Origin of the sequence: Pseudomonas sp. RIT623, from assembly GCF_004519305.1 — a bacterium.
Taxonomy (GTDB): domain Bacteria; phylum Pseudomonadota; class Gammaproteobacteria; order Pseudomonadales; family Pseudomonadaceae; genus Aquipseudomonas.
In genome coordinates this window covers 80641-95650 of the sequence record NZ_SOZA01000013.1, presented here as the reverse complement: position 1 = coordinate 95650, position 15010 = coordinate 80641, and the positions used below count along the sequence as shown (strand labels likewise).

The following is a 15010-nucleotide window of genomic DNA, read 5'->3' as shown; positions in this document are numbered from 1 at the left end:
CAACTATGGGAGTCGGAAGGAATGGTTACCAGCAGTGCAGGCTGTTGCGCTTTCATTGGTCACCCGTCAATGCGTTAAATGTTGAGCCTTGATAGTAAGGAAGGGCTTTCTGGAAGTTTCGGAAGTTGTCCGTGACTGTCGAGACATACCCCCACTTGTCGATATAGTTTCTGGGGAAGGGCTTGGCGCCCAATAACTTGTCACGCTCCCGCGCGGTGACATAATTTGGCCAGTCGCTGGAGCGCGGACGGCGATGATGAAAATCATGGCAAGGTGTATCGCCGACCATGATGAACAGCCGCACGAACAGATGATAAGTGAAGGTCTTCAGCAACCAGCGGGAGATACACAGGATGCGCTTCAGCGGTTGGGCGTTGTCAGGCATGTTCAGCGGCTCGCCGATGAACACCGAGGTGGTGCTGTCGCAGATGAAGTCGACACCGCGTTTCTCCAGCACTTCGACGCTCGGCCAGGTGTGTTCGGCGGCCAGGCGGAACGTGGTGCTGATGTGGTAGCCGATGAACACCGGCAGCACCCAGGCCGCGATGAACCCCTGCAGTTGGCCAAGCGCCCAGGCACCCAGGGTGAGGCCGGCCCACAGCGCCATGGTCAGCGCGGCCACGCCACGGTCGGTGGCGGTGGCGTTGGCCTTGATGCGGTTGAGCGAGGTGCGCAGGATAGCCAGTGGCGAGAAGGCGGCGAACAGCAGCTTGGCCCACATCATGGCGATGCTGTCGGTGGGCTTGAGGCCAACCACCCCCTGCAGGTAGGTGAGGGTGTCGTCCTGGTCGGTCAACAGGGTCCTGGAGCTGTGGTGCAGCATGTGCTCGTGCTTGTAGAGGGTATAAGGCTTGAGCATGAACAGGGCGGAAATGACATGGCCGACAACGGTATTGGCACGACGGCTGGCAAACACCATGTCATGGGCGCAGTTGTGGCAGATCATGACTTGCATTTGTTTGATACCGCCCGCGGCCAGGACAAAACCCGGCAACCACCACAGCAGGCTATGCTGGTAATAACCGAGACTGGTCAATAACACGCCGAGGATTATAAAACTTGCCGCGACGCCGACATGGAACAGCGGGGTTCTTTTACCTGGAGTTTCAAGTTCCTCGGGCAGTGGTTTGGCGCTCAACCAACTCAGGAACGGCTGGAGGAAACCGGGTAGCGGCCTCATTGTTTCCCGGGGTGTTATTTCATTTTGCTTGTGCACACTTTCCACTCCGCAAACTTGTATTGGGGGTGGACCTTAACCGCCTGTAATGGCTATTTGAATTCCAAATTATGGAGATCGATATTGCATTTTTAGCTATTGCATCGACCGAATTCGGACCCGCCGCTAGCTGCCTGCGGCGCGTCATCCATGGTCACGCCAGGCCGCTGTGTTACGCTGCCCGGCGCGTGTCAGACGATGGAACCAAACAAGCAGATGAACTGGGATGACCTGAAGACTTTCATATCGGTCGCCAAGACCTGCAACGTCACCGATGCTGGTGCCGCCCTGCGGGTTTCGGCCTCTACCGTGTCGCGCAAGATTGCCGCGCTCGAAGAGGCGCTGGGCTCGGCACTCTTTCTGAAACGAACCAATGGCTACTTCCTCACCGAGGCCGGCCAAGCATTGCTCCCGCTGGCGCTGGAAGCCGAAGAACGCTTCAAACTGATCGAGCGGCAGATCGCCCACCCCCGTGAGCACGCCGGTGGCTGCGTGCGCATCGATTGCCCTGAAGTCATGGGCACGCACTTGATCATTCCGGCGCTCGAGCAAGTGCACGAGCAGTATCCCGACATTCAGTTCGACCTGGTCAATTCGGCGTTGTCCTCGAAGCTGACCCACAGCCACAGCGATATCATCATTCGCCTGCATCGCCCGGAAAATGGCAATTTCACCATGCGTTGCCTGGGGCGGCTGACCCAGGGGCTGTTCTGCTCCGACACCTACGCCGCGCGGCACGGCTTGCCGCAGCAGCCGACGGATCTGCAGCGTCACCAGTTGATCGGCTGGACCGAAGAAATGGCGCACATGCCGCTCGCCCGCTGGTTGCACGAACTGAGCAACGGCCATAAACCCTGGTTGCGCCTGCAGAACCTCAACGCGCAGATCAACGCCGTGGCCACCGGCCTGGGCATTGCCGCGTTGCCGATCTATGTGGGCATACGCAACGGGTTCACCCGCGTGCTTCCCGCAGGGCCCGCCCATGGCGCGGATATCTGGCTGCTGCGTAACCTGGCCAGCCAGGACCTCAAGCGGGTCAGCGTGGTCACCGAACATCTGATTGGCTACTTCGCCCGGACCCGCACCGACCTGCCTTGAGGGACGCGCGGATCAAGGCCGCAGGATCACCGTGCCCAAGGTCTGACGGTCCTGGAGCAGTTGGTGCACCTGACCGGCATCCGCCAGGTCGTGGGCAGTGATCTGCGGCAGCTTGATCTGCTCGGCCTTCAACGCCTCCATCACCCGGCGAGCGGCCATGCGCAGCTCGTCGCGCTCTGCCACATAGTGCTTGAGCGTGGGCCGGGTCACATGCAGCGAGCCCAGCGCGCCCAGGCGCGACAGGTTGAAGCCGGTCACGTCCCCCGACGCATTGCCGAACAGCACCAGCTGGCCGCGTCGGCGCAGGCTGGCCAGGGAGAACTCGATCGTGTCCTTGCCGACGGAGTCGAAGACCACGTCGACCCCGCGCTCCTCGGTCAGCTCGCGGATGGCCTGGGGCGTGGCGGCGTCGCTACTGTCCAGGGCGGCGATACAGCCGGCGTTGAGCGCTGCCTGGCGCTTTTGCGCGGTCGAGGCCAGGCCGATGACCTTCATGCGGCGCGCGGCCAGCCAACTGGTGGCCAGGCTGCCGACGCCACCGGCGGCGGCGTGCCACAGCACCCAGTCGCCGGTCATCAGTGGCACGCATCGGTGGGTCAGGTATTCGGCGGTGATGCCTTTGAACATCACGGCTGCCGCGGTTTCGAAACTGATCTCCGGGTCCAGGCGGATCACCCGCGCGGCCGGCACTATGGCATGGCTGGCGTAGCTGCCGGACGAGCCGTCGATGAAGGCGACGCGGTCGCCGACTTTCAGTTCGCTGACATCCGCCGCACATTCGATGACCCGCCCGGCGCCCTCGGTGCCGAGGCCGCGTGGATACGCCGAGCCATCGTCCAGCGCCCCCGAGCGGCGATAGGTGTCGATGAAGTTGACCCCGGCGGCCTCGATGGCGACAAGTACCTGCCCGCTACCCAGCAGGGGCAGTTCATGTTGGCGCAGGTACAGGACATCCGGGCTGCCGGGCTCATTGAAGACTACTGCTTTGGCGCGGGTCATCTGTTTGTCCTTAGAGGTTGCTGGTGCGTACGAAGATCCAGGCCGCCACGGCGATCAGCATCAGGCCGAACACCACGTTCTGCGCCTTGAGCAGGCCGGGGCGGACCGCCAGCAGGCGCTGGATGGTGGCGCCCATGGATACCCAGATGATATGCGCGGTGAAGTTCACCAGGATCAGCGCCAGGCTCAGGGCCAGTACCGCGCTGCTGTTGCTGGTGCCAGCGGGGATGAAGGTGGAGAACATCACCAGCAGCATCACCAGCCCCTGGACATTGCCCAGCTGGACGATGATGCCGTCGCGAAACTGCAGGTCCAGCCGCTGGTCGCCGACCTTGCGCATCGGCCGGATGATCAGCTTGATCCCCAGCCAGAGGATGTACAGGCTGCCGGCCACGCGCAGCACCCATATCAGGTGGGGGCTGGCCATGATCGTGTGATAGAGGCCCAGGCCCACCAGCACGGCGATCAGGAAGTAGGTGGCATCGAGGCCGACGATGAACTTGACCGAGCGACGCACGCCGCTTTGCGCGCCGGAGGTGGCCACCATGAGGTTGCCGGGACCGGCGCTCAAGGCCAGCGGCACCATGGTGGTCAGCCATAGCGCCCAGTTGATTTCTAAAGACACAGGGACTTTACCTTATCGCAAGATAATCAGGACGTTGCGCGCCAGTCTAAGTCCGCCGTGGTGGATTGGTTATCGCCAAAAATGCAAAGCCACCAGCCATAAATGGGGGTATCGCCGGTTCGTTCAGGTGCCGTGCAAATGCGTCACCAGTTCGCGGGTGAAACCGGGCAGGGCGCTGAAGTCGCGGGCGCACAATTGCAGGCGGCGGTTGGCCCAGCGATCCTGTAGGGCGACCCAGTGCAGCGCAACCCGGCCGTGCCAGCGCAACACCGCCGCCCGTGGCACGATGCCTACCCCGGCACCGCCGGCGACCATGCGGATCACCCCGTCGAAGCCATCGGCGCGGACCCGGACTTGCAACCGCCGGCCCAGGTGCAGGGCTTGTTCTTCCAGGTGCAGGGCCAATGCGCTGTGGGCGCCAAGGCAGACGTGCCCGTGCTCGAGGCAGTCGGCGAACCTTGGTGTCTGTTGCCCGGCCAGGGGATGCCCGGGCGGCGTCAGCAGCACCAGCGGGTCGTCGCGAAAGGCCAGGGTCTGCAGGTGTTCGCAGGGCGCGGCGTCGGAGACGATGCCCAGGTCGGCCATGCCCTGGGTGATCGACTGGACGATGCGCAGGCTGGGCAGTTCCTCGACATCGATGGTCATCCCCGGGTAGCGGGCCAGGTGGCTGGCCAGCAGTTCCGGCAAGTATTCGGTCAAGGCGGCGGTGTTGCACAGCAGGCGTATCTGACCCTGCTGGCCCTGGGCGTATTGCCCGAGGTCGTATTGCAGGCGTTCGACCTGCTGGGCGATCAGCCGCGCATGTTGCAGCAGGGCCTGCCCTGCGGCTGTAGCCTGCACGCCACGGCGGTTGCGCTCGAGCAAGAGGATGCCGAGTGACGCTTCCAGGGCGCGGATGCGCGCGCTGGCCGCCGGTAGGGACAAGTGGCTGCGGCGGGCGCCGGCGGTGATGTTGCCGCACTCCAGAGTGTGCTGGAACAGCTTGAGATCGATTAGGTCGAAATGCATCTGCCTCTGTCCTGGAAAGAGTCTGGGTATAGGTATGACAGATTTTCAGGCGGCCGTCGCCAGGTGAGGATAGCGCCATGAATATGTCCTTGGCGTTCTACCAGCACCTTGGCCCAGCCCTGACGACGCTGGTGATTTTCACATTCCTGCTGGCCGGTGCGGTCAAGGGCGTGATCGGCTTGGGCCTGCCGACCATCGCCATGGGGCTGCTTGGCCTGGCTATGCCTCCGGCGCAGGCTGCGGCGTTGTTGATCGTGCCCTCGACATTGACCAACCTGTGGCAACTGGCGTGCGGTGGCCAGCTGTCGGCCTTGCTGCGGCGGTTGGGCGGGATGCTGATGGCAATCTTCGCTGGCACCTTGCTGGGCAGCTTCTGCCTGGGTATCGACAGCGGCCCTTGGGCGGTCCATGCATTGGGTGGCGCGCTGCTGCTCTACGCCCTGCATGGGCTGGGTGGCCGCGGCTGGCGGGTTGCCGCGGCGCATGAGCGCTGGCTGGGGCCGTTGTGTGGGCTGCTGACGGGGGTAGTGACGGCGGCCACCGGTGTGTTCGTGATGCCGGCGGTGCCTTACTTGCAGGGCCTGGGGCTGGACCGCGAGGCTTTGGTCCAGGCCCTGGGCCTGTCGTTCAGCGTTTCGACCCTGGCGCTGGCCATCGGCCTGGCCGGTCAGGATGTGCTGGGCGGCCAGGCGCTGGGGGCCTCACTGCTGATGCTGGCCCCGGCCTTGCTCGGCATGTTCGCCGGGCAGTGGTTGCGCGGCCGGATCAGCGCCGTGCTGTTCAAGCGTGGCTTTTTCATCGGCCTGGCGCTGCTGGGTGGTCATTTGCTGATCAACGGTTAGCCGACGAGGCGCTGAGCATGTCGAGCCTCTGGATCTCGAAATCGCGCTCCAGGTAGTCCATGCGTTTCTCGAAGAATGCCCGCATGTGCGGCAGGGCCGAGTGCACGTCCAGGTCGGCCTCGCTCGCCCATACCTCGAAAAACACGAACAGGCTTGGGTCTTGCTGGTCGCGCAGCATGTGGTACTCGATGCAGCCTGGCTCCCGGCGGCTCGGCTCGACGTAAGGGCGGAACAGTCGCTCGAATGCCTCGGCCTTTTCAGGGCGGGTCTTGGCTTTGAGAATGAAGGCGTGATGCTCGCTCATGGGGAGGTCTCCAGGGGAAGAGTGTCCATGATAAATCAACAATATGTTTGAAATTCGTGATTTCAGGGCAAATGTATTTTGCCGCCGAACCGCTGTTTCCCCAGTGGGTGATTGCCTAACCTGCCGGCAATTTCACTTACCGGGTTGACCCTTTCATGAAAAAGATTCTCCTGCTCAACGGTGGCAAGCGCTTCGCTCATTCCGACGGCCGCCTCAACCAGACCCTGCACGACGCCGCCGTGGCCCATCTGGACCGTGCCGGCCACGACGTTCGCGAAACCTTCATCGACGGAGGCTACGACGTTCAGGCGGAGGTGGATAAATTCCTCTGGGCGGACGTGGTGATCTACCAGATGCCGGGTTGGTGGATGGGCGCGCCGTGGACCGTGAAAAAGTACATCGACGAGGTCTTCACCGCTGGGCACGGCAGCTTGTACGCCAACGATGGTCGCACCCGTTCCGATGCATCGCAGAAGTACGGGAGCGGTGGCCTGATCCAGGGCAAGCAGTACATGCTGTCGCTGACCTGGAATGCACCGCGGCAAGCCTTCGACGACCCGAGCGACTTCTTCGAGGGCAAGGGCGTGGACGCGGTGTACTTCCCGTTCCACAAGGCCAACCAGTTTCTCGGCATGAGCGGCTTGCCGACCTACCTGGCGGTGGATGTGATGAAGCGCCCGGATGTGCCAGCGGCAGTGGCGGCTTATGCGCGCCACCTGGACACGGTGTTCGGCAAGGCCCGTTGAATCGCCGCGCCGGCTTGCATGTTGGCTGCCCAGCCGCTATCAATCACGGCATTCCCTTGCCAAGGCTACTTGAGTGAAAACCCGTTCCGAAGAACTCCAGGTATTCGTCGCCGTGATCGATTGCGGCTCGATCTCCGCTGCCGCCGAGCAGATGGGCCAGACCCCGTCGGCGGTCAGTCGCACCTTGTCGCGCCTGGAGGGCAAGCTCGGCACCACCTTGGTCAACCGCACCACCCGGCGCATGGACCTGACCGAGGAGGGGCGCTTCTTCCTCGCGCGCGCCCGGCTGATCCTCGAGCAGATGGACGACATGGAAGAGCGCCTGTCGCTGAACCGCCAGACCCCGACCGGGCGCCTGCGTATCAACGCTGCCGCGCCGTTCATGCTGCATGCGATCCTGCCGTGGATCGGCGAGTTCCGCCAGCAATACCCTGGCATCGAGCTGGAACTGAACACCGACGACTTGATCATCGACCTGCTGGAGCAGAGCACCGACGTGGCCATCCGCATTGGCGAACTGGCCGACTCCAGCCTGCACGCCCGCTCGCTGGGCTGCAGCCCGGTGCAGGTCCTGGCCAGCCCCGGCTATCTTGCCCGTCACGGCACGCCGGACAAGGTCGAGGACCTCGAACGTCACAGCTTGCTGGGCTTCAGCTCGCTCGAGTCGCTCAACCAGTGGCCGTTGCGCCACGCCCAGGGCGACCGCTGGCCGGTCCGTGCGCAGCTCACCGCCTCCAGTGGCGAAACCCTGCGGCAGTTGGCGCTTGCCGGTGAGGGCATCGTCAGCCTGTCGCACTTCATGACCCATGAGGACATCCGTGCCGGCCGCCTGGTGGTAGTGCTCGGCGAGCACAACAACGGCTACCGCCAGCCGATTCACGCGGTGTACTACCGCAACACCCAGCTCGCCCTGCGTATCCAGTGCTTCCTCGATTTCATCCAGAAAAAACTGGCGATCTACGCCTGCTGAGTTGCCTGAACGCGACAGCGGCTGCCTGTTGGCGGCGCGCCCTGGCTGCGGTGTTTGCTTAGTCCAATGGCTTCGGCCTTAATGACTGATCAACAAAAACAACACCAAGGAAGTGCGCATGCGTATCGTCATGTTCCCATCGCTGGCCCTCGGCGCCGCGATCCTGAGCTGTTCCTCCGCATTTGCCGTGACACTCGAAGGCGGCGCGGTGGCCGCGCCCGATCAATATGGCGCACAGGTCGCCGCCGACATTCTCAAAATGGGTGGTAACGCGGTGGACGCCGCGGTCGCCACTGCTTTCACCCTGGCGGTGACCTATCCCGAAGCGGGCAACATCGGGGGTGGTGGCTTCATGACCTTGTTCGTCGACGGCAAGCCGTACTTTCTCGACTACCGCGAAGTGGCGCCCAAGGCCGCGACCAAGACCATGTACCTGAACGACAAGGGCGAGGTGATCGAGAACCTCAGCCTGGTCGGCGCCCGCGCCGCTGGCGTGCCGGGCACGGTGATGGGGCTGTGGGAGGCGCACCAGAAGTTTGGCAAGCTCAAGTGGGGCGAGCTGCTGACCCCGGCCATCGGCTATGCCCGCAACGGCTTCAAGATCGCCCAGAAGCAATACCAGTACCGTGACGATGCCCAGGGCCTGTTCAAGACCGCCACCAACTTCAACGACTACTTTGGCACCATGAAGGTCGGCGAGCTGTTCAAGCAGCCGGAGCTGGCACAGACCCTGGAGCGCATCGCCGACAAGGGCGTCAGCGAGTTCTACCAGGGCAAGACCGCCGACCTGCTGGTGGCGCAGATGCAGGCCGACAAGGGCCTGATCAGCAAGGACGACCTCAAGGACTACAAGGCCGTGTGGCGCGACCCGATCGCCATCGACTGGCGCGGCAACGTGGTCTACACCGCGCCACCGCCAAGCTCCGGCGGCGTCGCCCTGGCCCAGTTGCTGGGCATCAAGGAAGACCGCGCGGCGGACTTCAAGGGCGTCGAACACAACTCGGCGAAATACATCCACCTGCTGGCCGAGATCGAAAAGCGCGTGTTCGCCGACCGCGCCGACTACCTGGGTGACCCGGCCTTCACCCAGGTGCCGGTCAAGCAGCTGGTGGCCAAGGACTATCTGGCCAAGCGCGCAGCACAGGTCAACCCCAGCGCGATCTCCGTCACCGACCAGGTCAAGCCGGGCCTGGAGCCGCACCAGACCACGCATTTTTCCATCGTCGACAAGCAGGGTAACGCGGTGAGCAACACCTACACCCTCAACCTCGACTATGGCAGCGGCGTGGTGGTCAAAGGCGCGGGCTTCCTGCTTAACGACGAGATGGACGACTTTAGCGCCAAGCCGGGTGCGGCCAACGTGTTTGGCGTGGTCGGCGGCGACGCCAATGCCATCGAGCCGGGCAAGCGCATGCTGTCGTCGATGAGCCCGAGCCTGGTGACCCGTGACGATAAGGTGGTGCTGGTGCTGGGCACGCCGGGTGGCTCGCGGATCTTCACCTCGATCTTCCAGGTGATGAACAACCTCTACGACTTCGGCATGCCGCTGGAGAAGGCGGTGGCGGCGCAGCGCGTGCATCACCAGTTACTGCCCAAGGACACCATCTACTTCGATAGCTATGCGCCGCTCAAGGGCGCGGTGGCCGATGACCTGAAGCAGATGGGCTATGTGCTCGAGGACCAGGGCTGGGAGATGGGCGACATCCAGGCGATCCGGGTGACCGGGGAGAAGCTGGAGACAGCGTCTGATCCGCGCGGGCGTGGGGTGGGAATGATCGTCAAGTGACGTGTTCGCCGGCAAGCCGGCTCCTACAGGGTTCCCCGTAGGAGCCGGCTTGCCGGCGAACCTTTCGCAGGTCAGACGCGGAACTGGCTGACCAGTGTCTGCAGGTGGCCGCCCAGGCGCGCCAGCTCGACGCTGGAGGCGGCGGTCTCGTCGCTGGCCGCGGCGGTCTGTTCCGACACGTCGCGCACGTTCAGAATGCTGCGGCTGATCTCTTCGGCGACCGCACTCTGTTGCTCGGCGGCGGCGGCGATCTGCTGGTTCATCGACTGGATGTTCGACACCGTGCGGGTGATGCTGTCCAACGAGTCGCCGGCCTTGCGCGCCAGTTCCACACTGCTGTCGGTCAGGCTGCGGCTGCCGTTCATCACTTCGGCCACCTGCTGGGTGCCGTTCTGCAGGCTGGCGATCAGCCCTTCGATTTCTTCGGTGGACTGCTGGGTACGCTGGGCCAGGCCACGCACCTCGTCGGCGACCACGGCGAAGCCACGACCGGCCTCGCCGGCACGGGCCGCCTCGATGGCGGCGTTGAGCGCCAGCAGGTTGGTCTGCTCGGCCACCGACTTGATCACGTCCATGACGCTGCCGATCTTCTGGCTTTCCTGCTGCAGCAGGGTCATGGCTTCGGTGGAACGGTGCACTTCGTGGGCCAGGCGCTCGATCTGGCCGATCGCCTCGGTGACCACCTTGTCGCCGCTGCGGGCTTCGTCGTCGGCATTGGTTGCGGCGTGGGAGGCCTGTTCGGCGTTGCGCGCGACTTCCTGCACGGTGGCGGCCATCTCGTGCATGGCGGTGGCGACCTGGTCGGTCTCTACTTTCTGGCTGTTGGCGCCGGCGCTGGTCTGCTCGGTCACCGCCGACAGCTCCTCGGCCGCGCTGGCGATCTGGGTGACGCCGTCGCGGATACCGGTGATCAGGTCGCGCAGGGTGTTGCCCATGCGCGCGATGCCCTGTTGCAACGCGCCCAGCTCGTCGCGGCGGGTGACGCGCAGGGTCTGGGTCAGGTCGCCGCTGGCGATCTTCTCCACGGCGTCCATGGTTTCGCGCAGCGGGCGGGTGATCTGGCGGGTGATGATGAACGCGGCGAGCACGCCGACCAGCAGCGCCAGCAGGGTGGCGGTGGTTTGCAGGCTGCGGGCCTGGATGCTTTCGGCGTCGCGACGTTCGATCTGGATCTGGTACAGCGCGTCGCTGCGCTTGACGATGTCGGCGCCTTGCACGGTCATCTCGGCACGGGCCACACCGATGGCGGCGGTGGCTTCACGGAACTGGCGCACCGCATCGCGGTAGGCCAGCACGGCGCTTTCGAACTGCTGGATACGCGAGGCTTCGGCCGGCAGCTGGCGCTTGAGGCTGTCGATTTCGCTCAGGGCGCTTTCCAGCTGGCGCAGGGCGGCCTGTTCGGCTTCTGGGGTCAGGTCGGCGATGTAGCTGCGCACGTCCAGGCGCACTTGCACCAACTGCTGCTTGGCCTTGCTGATCAGCAGGTACTGGGCCAGGTGGGCGGCGTCGCTTTCCGGGCTGGACAACACGGCGTTGCTGATCGCCTCGATGGCGTCGTTGGCGCGGGCGGCGGCCTGGTTCATCGCGTCACGGGCGACGAGGGTGGTCTTGTAGCCCTGGCGCATCTTTTCCAGCGAGACCCGGTATTCGCTAATGCTCTGGCCCTGCTCGCGCAGCAGCTTGAGGTTCTCGGGGCTGGTGAAACTGTTGACCAGGTGCTGTTGCTGGCTGCCGAAGGCGTCGAGCTTGGCCTGGACATTGGCCGCCGAGGCGTCGTCGCCGTTGGTCAGCATCCACTGCAGCCGCGCCACGCGCAGGTTGGTCAGGTCACTGTTGAGCTGGGTGATGTCGCTCATCCAGTTGCTGCGGTCGATCAGGCTGCCCAGGCTGTTCCAGCCGGTCAGGGCCAGCAGGCCGGTCAGGACCAGGACCAGGCCGAAGCCCAGGCCGAGTTTAAGGTTGACGCTGATATTGGCGAACCAGCTGTTCATGCACGCTCTCCCAGAAAATGATTTCGCTCACTTGATCTCAATAGCTGGGCGTTGTTGTTGTCAGATAGCCCACAGATTTGTGTAGGACTTATCGGCAGGCCAGGGCGAAGCTGAAACGCTTTTTCAGCAAATTTGTAACCGGCTGAAATGCTTGGTTTTTTCGGGGCGCAAACGGCAAGCCAGCCTCCATGGGGACGCACATTTTGGGGGCGTCGGCTTGTCGCCGATGGGCCGCACAGCAGCCCTGATAGTCGTTAAAGGCTACGCGCGGCAAACGTATCGCACTGGTTGACATCCCCACTGCTAAAGCCGGCCTTGAACCAACGGACGCGTTGTTGCGAGGTGCCGTGGGTGAACGAGTCGGGCACCACCCGACCCTGGCCCTGCTGTTGCAGACGGTCGTCACCAATGGCATTGGCGGCATTCAGCGCCTCTTCCACATCCCCCGGCTCCAGCCAGTTCAGACGCTTCTGTGCCTGGTAGGCCCAGACCCCGGCCAGGCAATCGGCCTGCAGTTCCTGGCGTACCAGCAGCCCGTTGTCCCCCTCCATGCGTTGCCCACTACGACGCGCGGCGTCGACCTTGGCCGAGACGCCGAGCAAGGTCTGCACATGGTGGCCGATCTCGTGGGCGATCACGTAGGCCTGGGCGAAGTCGCCAGCGGCCTTGAAGCGGGTTTCCATTTCGCGGAAGAAGGTCATGTCCAGGTATACGCGTTGGTCGCCCGGGCAATAGAACGGCCCGACCGCCGAGGAGGCGAAGCCGCAGGCGGAGTTGACCTGGCCGCTGAACAACACCAGCTTGGGATCGCGGTACTGCTTGCCGGCTTGGGCGAACAGGGCCTTCCAGGTGTCCTCGGTGTCGCCGAGGATCGAGGCGACGAACTCGGCCTGTTCGTCGTTGGCCGGCGGTGCCTTGCTGGCGACATTGGCCGGGACGGTCTGTTGTTGCTCCATCTGCCCGGCGAGCTGGCCGAGGATCTGCAATGGGTCCTGCCCGGTCAACCAGCCAATACCGACGATCAGCAGGATGGCGCCCAGGCCCAGGCCCTTGCCACCTCCGAAGCGCATGCCGCCGCCACCGCCTCCTTCGCCGCGGGCATCGACCACATTGTCGCTGCGTCGGCCTTTTCGCCATTCCATCGGGTGTTCTCCGCTATGTGAAACATGAGGTCAAAGATTAGTTCAGGGCCGCCGCCTGCGTCAGCCCGGATTCTATGCATAACCAAATGGTTATGGCTGTGACCGTGAAATTCAATATTCATCCCGATGTGGCTGCCAGAAACTGCGAGTCCGTCTGCCACGCCCAGGCGCCTTCATAATTCCAAAAAGAGGAAACCGGCATGCCCGCCCAGGACACCCGCCGCTTCGTGATCCGTGATCGTAACTGGCATCCGAAGGCTTTGACCCCCGACTACAAGACTTCTGTGGCGCGCTCGCCGCGCCAGGCGCTGGTCAGCATCCCGCAGTCGATCAGCGAAACCACCGGCCCCGACTTTTCCCATCTGCGTTTTGGCGAGCATGACCACGACTTGCTGCTGAACTTCGATCACGGCGGCCTGCCGATCGGCGAGCGGATCATCGTTGCCGGGCGGGTGCTCGACCAGTACGGCACACCGCTGCCACACACCCTGGTGGAGATGTGGCAGGCCAACGCCGGTGGCCGCTACCGGCACAAGAACGACCGTTACCTGGCGCCGCTGGATCCGAATTTCGGTGGGGTTGGCCGCTGCCTGACCGACCGCGACGGCTACTACAGCTTTCGCACCATCAAGCCCGGCCCGTATCCCTGGCGCAACGGCCCCAACGACTGGCGTCCGGCGCATATCCACGTCTCCATCAGCGGCCCATCGATCGCGACCAAACTGATCACCCAGTTGTACTTCGAGGGTGACCCGCTGATCGCCATGTGCCCGATCGTCAAGTCGATCGCCAACCCCGATGCGGTCGAGCGGCTGATCGCCAGGCTCGACATGAGCCACGCCAACCCAATGGATTGCCTGGCCTACCGCTTCGACATCGTGCTGCGTGGCCAGCGCCAGACCCACTTCGAAAACCGCTGAGGAGTAACGCCATGCCTATCGAATTGCTGCCGGAAACCCCTTCTCAGACCGCTGGCCCCTATGTGCACATTGGCCTGGCCCTGGAGGTCGCAGGCAACCCAACCCGCGAGCAGGAAGTCTGGAACCGCCTGGCCACGCCCGCGGCGCCGGGCGAGCACATTCTGCTGCTCGGCCAGGTATACGACGGCAACGGCCACCTGGTACGCGACTCGTTTCTCGAGGTGTGGCAGGCCGATGCCAACGGCCAGTACCAGGACGACTACCGCCAGGAAAACGCCTTCAACAGCTTTGGTCGCACCGCGACCACCTTCGAGGCTGGTGAATGGACACTGCACACGGTCAAGCCGGGCGTGGTGAACAATGCCGCTGGCGTGCCGATGGCGCCGCACGTCAACATCAGCCTGTTTGCTCGGGGGATCAATATTCACTTGCACACCCGGCTGTATTTCGATGATGAGGCCCACGCCAATGCCAAGTGTCCGGTGCTCAACCTGATCGAGCAGCCGCAACGGCGCGAGACCCTGATCGCCAGGCGCTGCGAGGTGGAGGGGAAGACGGCGTATCGTTTCGATATTCGAATTCAGGGGGAAGGAGAGACGGTGTTCTTCGACTTTTGACGGCGTTATCAGGCTTGGGCCTCACGGGGTACTCAGCCGCTGCGCGATGGCAGCGCCTGGTACCGCGGTTGTTCATGGCTTGGCCGATGACGTGGACGGCGGCGCAAGCAGGTCAAACCCATCGCTTTGAAATTGGAACAGCACGCAGTCGACGGGCCCCTTGCAGCCGCTTTCATGTACGAGTTTGGCCGGCAGCAAGTAATAATCGCCAGGCCCATACTCGTCCCTTCTGCCATCGATCACTGTGTAGAAGGTGCCCTGGTGCACGAACGTCGGCAGCGCATCACTGTGGATATGCCGTCCGTTATCGGTACCTGCCTTGAAGCGCACAAGGGCGACGTAGCATCCGGCGCCCCTGGGCCTCCACGGGGTGTTGGCATTCCCTGTGATCTTGGCGCCCAGATCGCCGTTGAGATTTTTATAGGTGACCCTGTACGTTCTAGTGTCCGGGTCCCAGGATGCAGGCACATTGCGCCAGCCAATACCTGAGAGGCCGTTTGTCTGCCTGATCAGCGGCAGGGCAGACAAGACACAAGTATCAGCCGAGGCCGTCTGGGTACTCACGCTGGCCATTGACGCGCTGGTGCCTGGCTGCGTGGAATTCATGCAGGCCGCCAGGTTCGTGAAGACGCTGAGCGCCAGGAGAACGGTTGAGGTACGCATGGCCTGCCTCCTTCGTTCATCGGGGGGCAGGTACCTGATCGCCTACAGGCAACAAGGCCGCCGAGGCGTGTTCATCCTGGTCC

General features: G+C 63.6%; 15 protein-coding genes and 1 pseudogene. 7 read left to right on the top strand and 9 right to left on the bottom strand.

The genetic code is table 11. The features are described from left to right. Positions 1–52: 52 nt before the first annotated feature. Positions 53–1180, bottom strand: coding sequence for a fatty acid desaturase (locus tag E3U47_RS11790; protein WP_134691611.1), 1128 nt, complete (start codon positions 1178–1180; stop codon positions 53–55). Positions 1181–1432: 252 nt separating this feature from the next. On the opposite strand from E3U47_RS11790, the gene E3U47_RS11785 reads away from it, so the two are divergent. Continuing rightward, positions 1433–2314, top strand: a complete 882-nt coding sequence (locus E3U47_RS11785) for a LysR family transcriptional regulator (protein WP_134691631.1) — start codon at positions 1433–1435, stop codon at positions 2312–2314. 12 nt (positions 2315–2326) lie between these two features. On the opposite strand, the gene E3U47_RS11780 is transcribed toward E3U47_RS11785, so the two are convergent. From E3U47_RS11780 to E3U47_RS11770, 3 genes are all read right to left on the bottom strand, one after another. Next, entirely contained in the window at positions 2327–3313 is a 987-nt protein-coding gene (locus E3U47_RS11780) for a quinone oxidoreductase (RefSeq protein ID WP_256660265.1), read from the bottom strand. A gap of 10 nt (positions 3314–3323) precedes the next feature. Continuing rightward, positions 3324–3899 carry a LysE family translocator gene (locus E3U47_RS11775; protein ID WP_134691629.1) on the bottom strand — a complete coding sequence of 192 codons (576 nt, stop codon included), beginning with the start codon at positions 3897–3899 and terminating at the stop codon, positions 3324–3326. Between the two features lie 162 nt (positions 3900–4061). Continuing rightward, positions 4062–4946 carry a LysR family transcriptional regulator gene (locus E3U47_RS11770; protein ID WP_134691610.1) on the bottom strand — a complete coding sequence of 295 codons (885 nt, stop codon included), beginning with the start codon at positions 4944–4946 and terminating at the stop codon, positions 4062–4064. A gap of 77 nt (positions 4947–5023) precedes the next feature. Here E3U47_RS11770 and E3U47_RS11765 point away from each other — a divergent pair, with 77 nt between their 5' ends. Further along, positions 5024–5788, top strand: coding sequence for a sulfite exporter TauE/SafE family protein (locus E3U47_RS11765; RefSeq protein WP_134691609.1), 765 nt, complete (start codon positions 5024–5026; stop codon positions 5786–5788). On the opposite strand, the gene E3U47_RS11760 is transcribed toward E3U47_RS11765, so the two are convergent. Next, positions 5778–6092 (bottom strand): putative quinol monooxygenase, encoded by a 315-nt coding sequence (locus E3U47_RS11760; RefSeq protein ID WP_134691608.1) that lies wholly within the window; start codon positions 6090–6092, stop codon positions 5778–5780. The genes E3U47_RS11765 and E3U47_RS11760 overlap by 11 nt on opposite strands. Before the next feature lie 155 nt (positions 6093–6247). Here E3U47_RS11760 and E3U47_RS11755 point away from each other — a divergent pair, with 155 nt between their 5' ends. The 3 genes from E3U47_RS11755 to ggt all read left to right on the top strand — a co-directional run bounded on the left by E3U47_RS11755 (position 6248) and on the right by ggt (position 9594). Next, positions 6248–6838 (top strand): NAD(P)H-dependent oxidoreductase, encoded by a 591-nt coding sequence (locus E3U47_RS11755; protein ID WP_134691607.1) that lies wholly within the window; start codon positions 6248–6250, stop codon positions 6836–6838. Between the two features lie 73 nt (positions 6839–6911). Beyond that, positions 6912–7808 carry a LysR family transcriptional regulator gene (locus tag E3U47_RS11750; RefSeq protein ID WP_134691606.1) on the top strand — a complete coding sequence of 299 codons (897 nt, stop codon included), beginning with the start codon at positions 6912–6914 and terminating at the stop codon, positions 7806–7808. A gap of 118 nt (positions 7809–7926) precedes the next feature. Next, positions 7927–9594, top strand: coding sequence for a gamma-glutamyltransferase (ggt, locus tag E3U47_RS11745; RefSeq protein WP_134691605.1), 1668 nt, complete (start codon positions 7927–7929; stop codon positions 9592–9594). A gap of 71 nt (positions 9595–9665) precedes the next feature. Here ggt and E3U47_RS25505 read toward each other — a convergent pair whose 3' ends face one another. The 3 genes and pseudogenes from E3U47_RS25505 to E3U47_RS11735 all read right to left on the bottom strand — a co-directional run bounded on the left by E3U47_RS25505 (position 9666) and on the right by E3U47_RS11735 (position 12727). Continuing rightward, a complete protein-coding gene (locus tag E3U47_RS25505; protein WP_372239503.1) occupies positions 9666–10370 on the bottom strand; it encodes a methyl-accepting chemotaxis protein in 705 nt (234 codons plus the stop codon). A gap of 198 nt (positions 10371–10568) precedes the next feature. Continuing rightward, positions 10569–11450, bottom strand: a pseudogene (locus tag E3U47_RS25500) (methyl-accepting chemotaxis protein); the annotation flags it as partial. A gap of 389 nt (positions 11451–11839) precedes the next feature. After that, on the bottom strand, positions 11840–12727 hold the full coding sequence (locus E3U47_RS11735; protein WP_134691603.1) for a neutral zinc metallopeptidase: 888 nt from the start codon (positions 12725–12727) through the stop codon (positions 11840–11842). A 200-nt stretch (positions 12728–12927) separates the two neighbouring features. On the opposite strand from E3U47_RS11735, the gene pcaH reads away from it, so the two are divergent. Together pcaH and pcaG are read left to right on the top strand one after the other, a co-directional pair. Continuing rightward, complete coding sequence (pcaH, locus tag E3U47_RS11730; protein ID WP_134691602.1) at positions 12928–13647, top strand: protocatechuate 3,4-dioxygenase subunit beta; 720 nt, start codon at positions 12928–12930, stop codon at positions 13645–13647. An 11-nt stretch (positions 13648–13658) separates the two neighbouring features. Further along, the gene (pcaG, locus tag E3U47_RS11725; RefSeq protein ID WP_134691601.1) at positions 13659–14264 is read left to right on the top strand and encodes a protocatechuate 3,4-dioxygenase subunit alpha; all 606 of its coding nucleotides are present in this window, start codon (positions 13659–13661) and stop codon (positions 14262–14264) included. A gap of 72 nt (positions 14265–14336) precedes the next feature. Here the strand turns inward: pcaG and E3U47_RS11720 are convergent, their stop codons facing one another. Beyond that, positions 14337–14927 carry a cupin domain-containing protein gene (locus E3U47_RS11720; RefSeq protein ID WP_256660264.1) on the bottom strand — a complete coding sequence of 197 codons (591 nt, stop codon included), beginning with the start codon at positions 14925–14927 and terminating at the stop codon, positions 14337–14339. Positions 14928–15010 lie beyond the last annotated feature (83 nt).

What these genes read in the sequence shown, in the direction of transcription:
- E3U47_RS11790 (WP_134691611.1), bottom strand. Translation starts at nt 1,180, where the DNA reads ATGAGGCCGCTACCCGGTTTCCTCCAGCCGTTCCTGAGTTGGTTGAGC.
- E3U47_RS11785 (WP_134691631.1), top strand. Translation starts at nt 1,433, where the DNA reads ATGAACTGGGATGACCTGAAGACTTTCATATCGGTCGCCAAGACCTGC.
- E3U47_RS11780 (WP_256660265.1), bottom strand. Translation starts at nt 3,313, where the DNA reads ATGACCCGCGCCAAAGCAGTAGTCTTCAATGAGCCCGGCAGCCCGGAT.
- E3U47_RS11775 (WP_134691629.1), bottom strand. Translation starts at nt 3,899, where the DNA reads ATGGTGCCGCTGGCCTTGAGCGCCGGTCCCGGCAACCTCATGGTGGCC.
- E3U47_RS11770 (WP_134691610.1), bottom strand. Translation starts at nt 4,946, where the DNA reads ATGCATTTCGACCTAATCGATCTCAAGCTGTTCCAGCACACTCTGGAG.
- E3U47_RS11765 (WP_134691609.1), top strand. Translation starts at nt 5,024, where the DNA reads ATGAATATGTCCTTGGCGTTCTACCAGCACCTTGGCCCAGCCCTGACG.
- E3U47_RS11760 (WP_134691608.1), bottom strand. Translation starts at nt 6,092, where the DNA reads ATGAGCGAGCATCACGCCTTCATTCTCAAAGCCAAGACCCGCCCTGAA.
- E3U47_RS11755 (WP_134691607.1), top strand. Translation starts at nt 6,248, where the DNA reads ATGAAAAAGATTCTCCTGCTCAACGGTGGCAAGCGCTTCGCTCATTCC.
- ggt (WP_134691605.1), top strand. Translation starts at nt 7,927, where the DNA reads ATGCGTATCGTCATGTTCCCATCGCTGGCCCTCGGCGCCGCGATCCTG.
- E3U47_RS25505 (WP_372239503.1), bottom strand. Translation starts at nt 10,370, where the DNA reads ATGGCCGCCACCGTGCAGGAAGTCGCGCGCAACGCCGAACAGGCCTCC.
- E3U47_RS11735 (WP_134691603.1), bottom strand. Translation starts at nt 12,727, where the DNA reads ATGGAATGGCGAAAAGGCCGACGCAGCGACAATGTGGTCGATGCCCGC.
- pcaH (WP_134691602.1), top strand. Translation starts at nt 12,928, where the DNA reads ATGCCCGCCCAGGACACCCGCCGCTTCGTGATCCGTGATCGTAACTGG.
- pcaG (WP_134691601.1), top strand. Translation starts at nt 13,659, where the DNA reads ATGCCTATCGAATTGCTGCCGGAAACCCCTTCTCAGACCGCTGGCCCC.
- E3U47_RS11720 (WP_256660264.1), bottom strand. Translation starts at nt 14,927, where the DNA reads ATGCGTACCTCAACCGTTCTCCTGGCGCTCAGCGTCTTCACGAACCTG.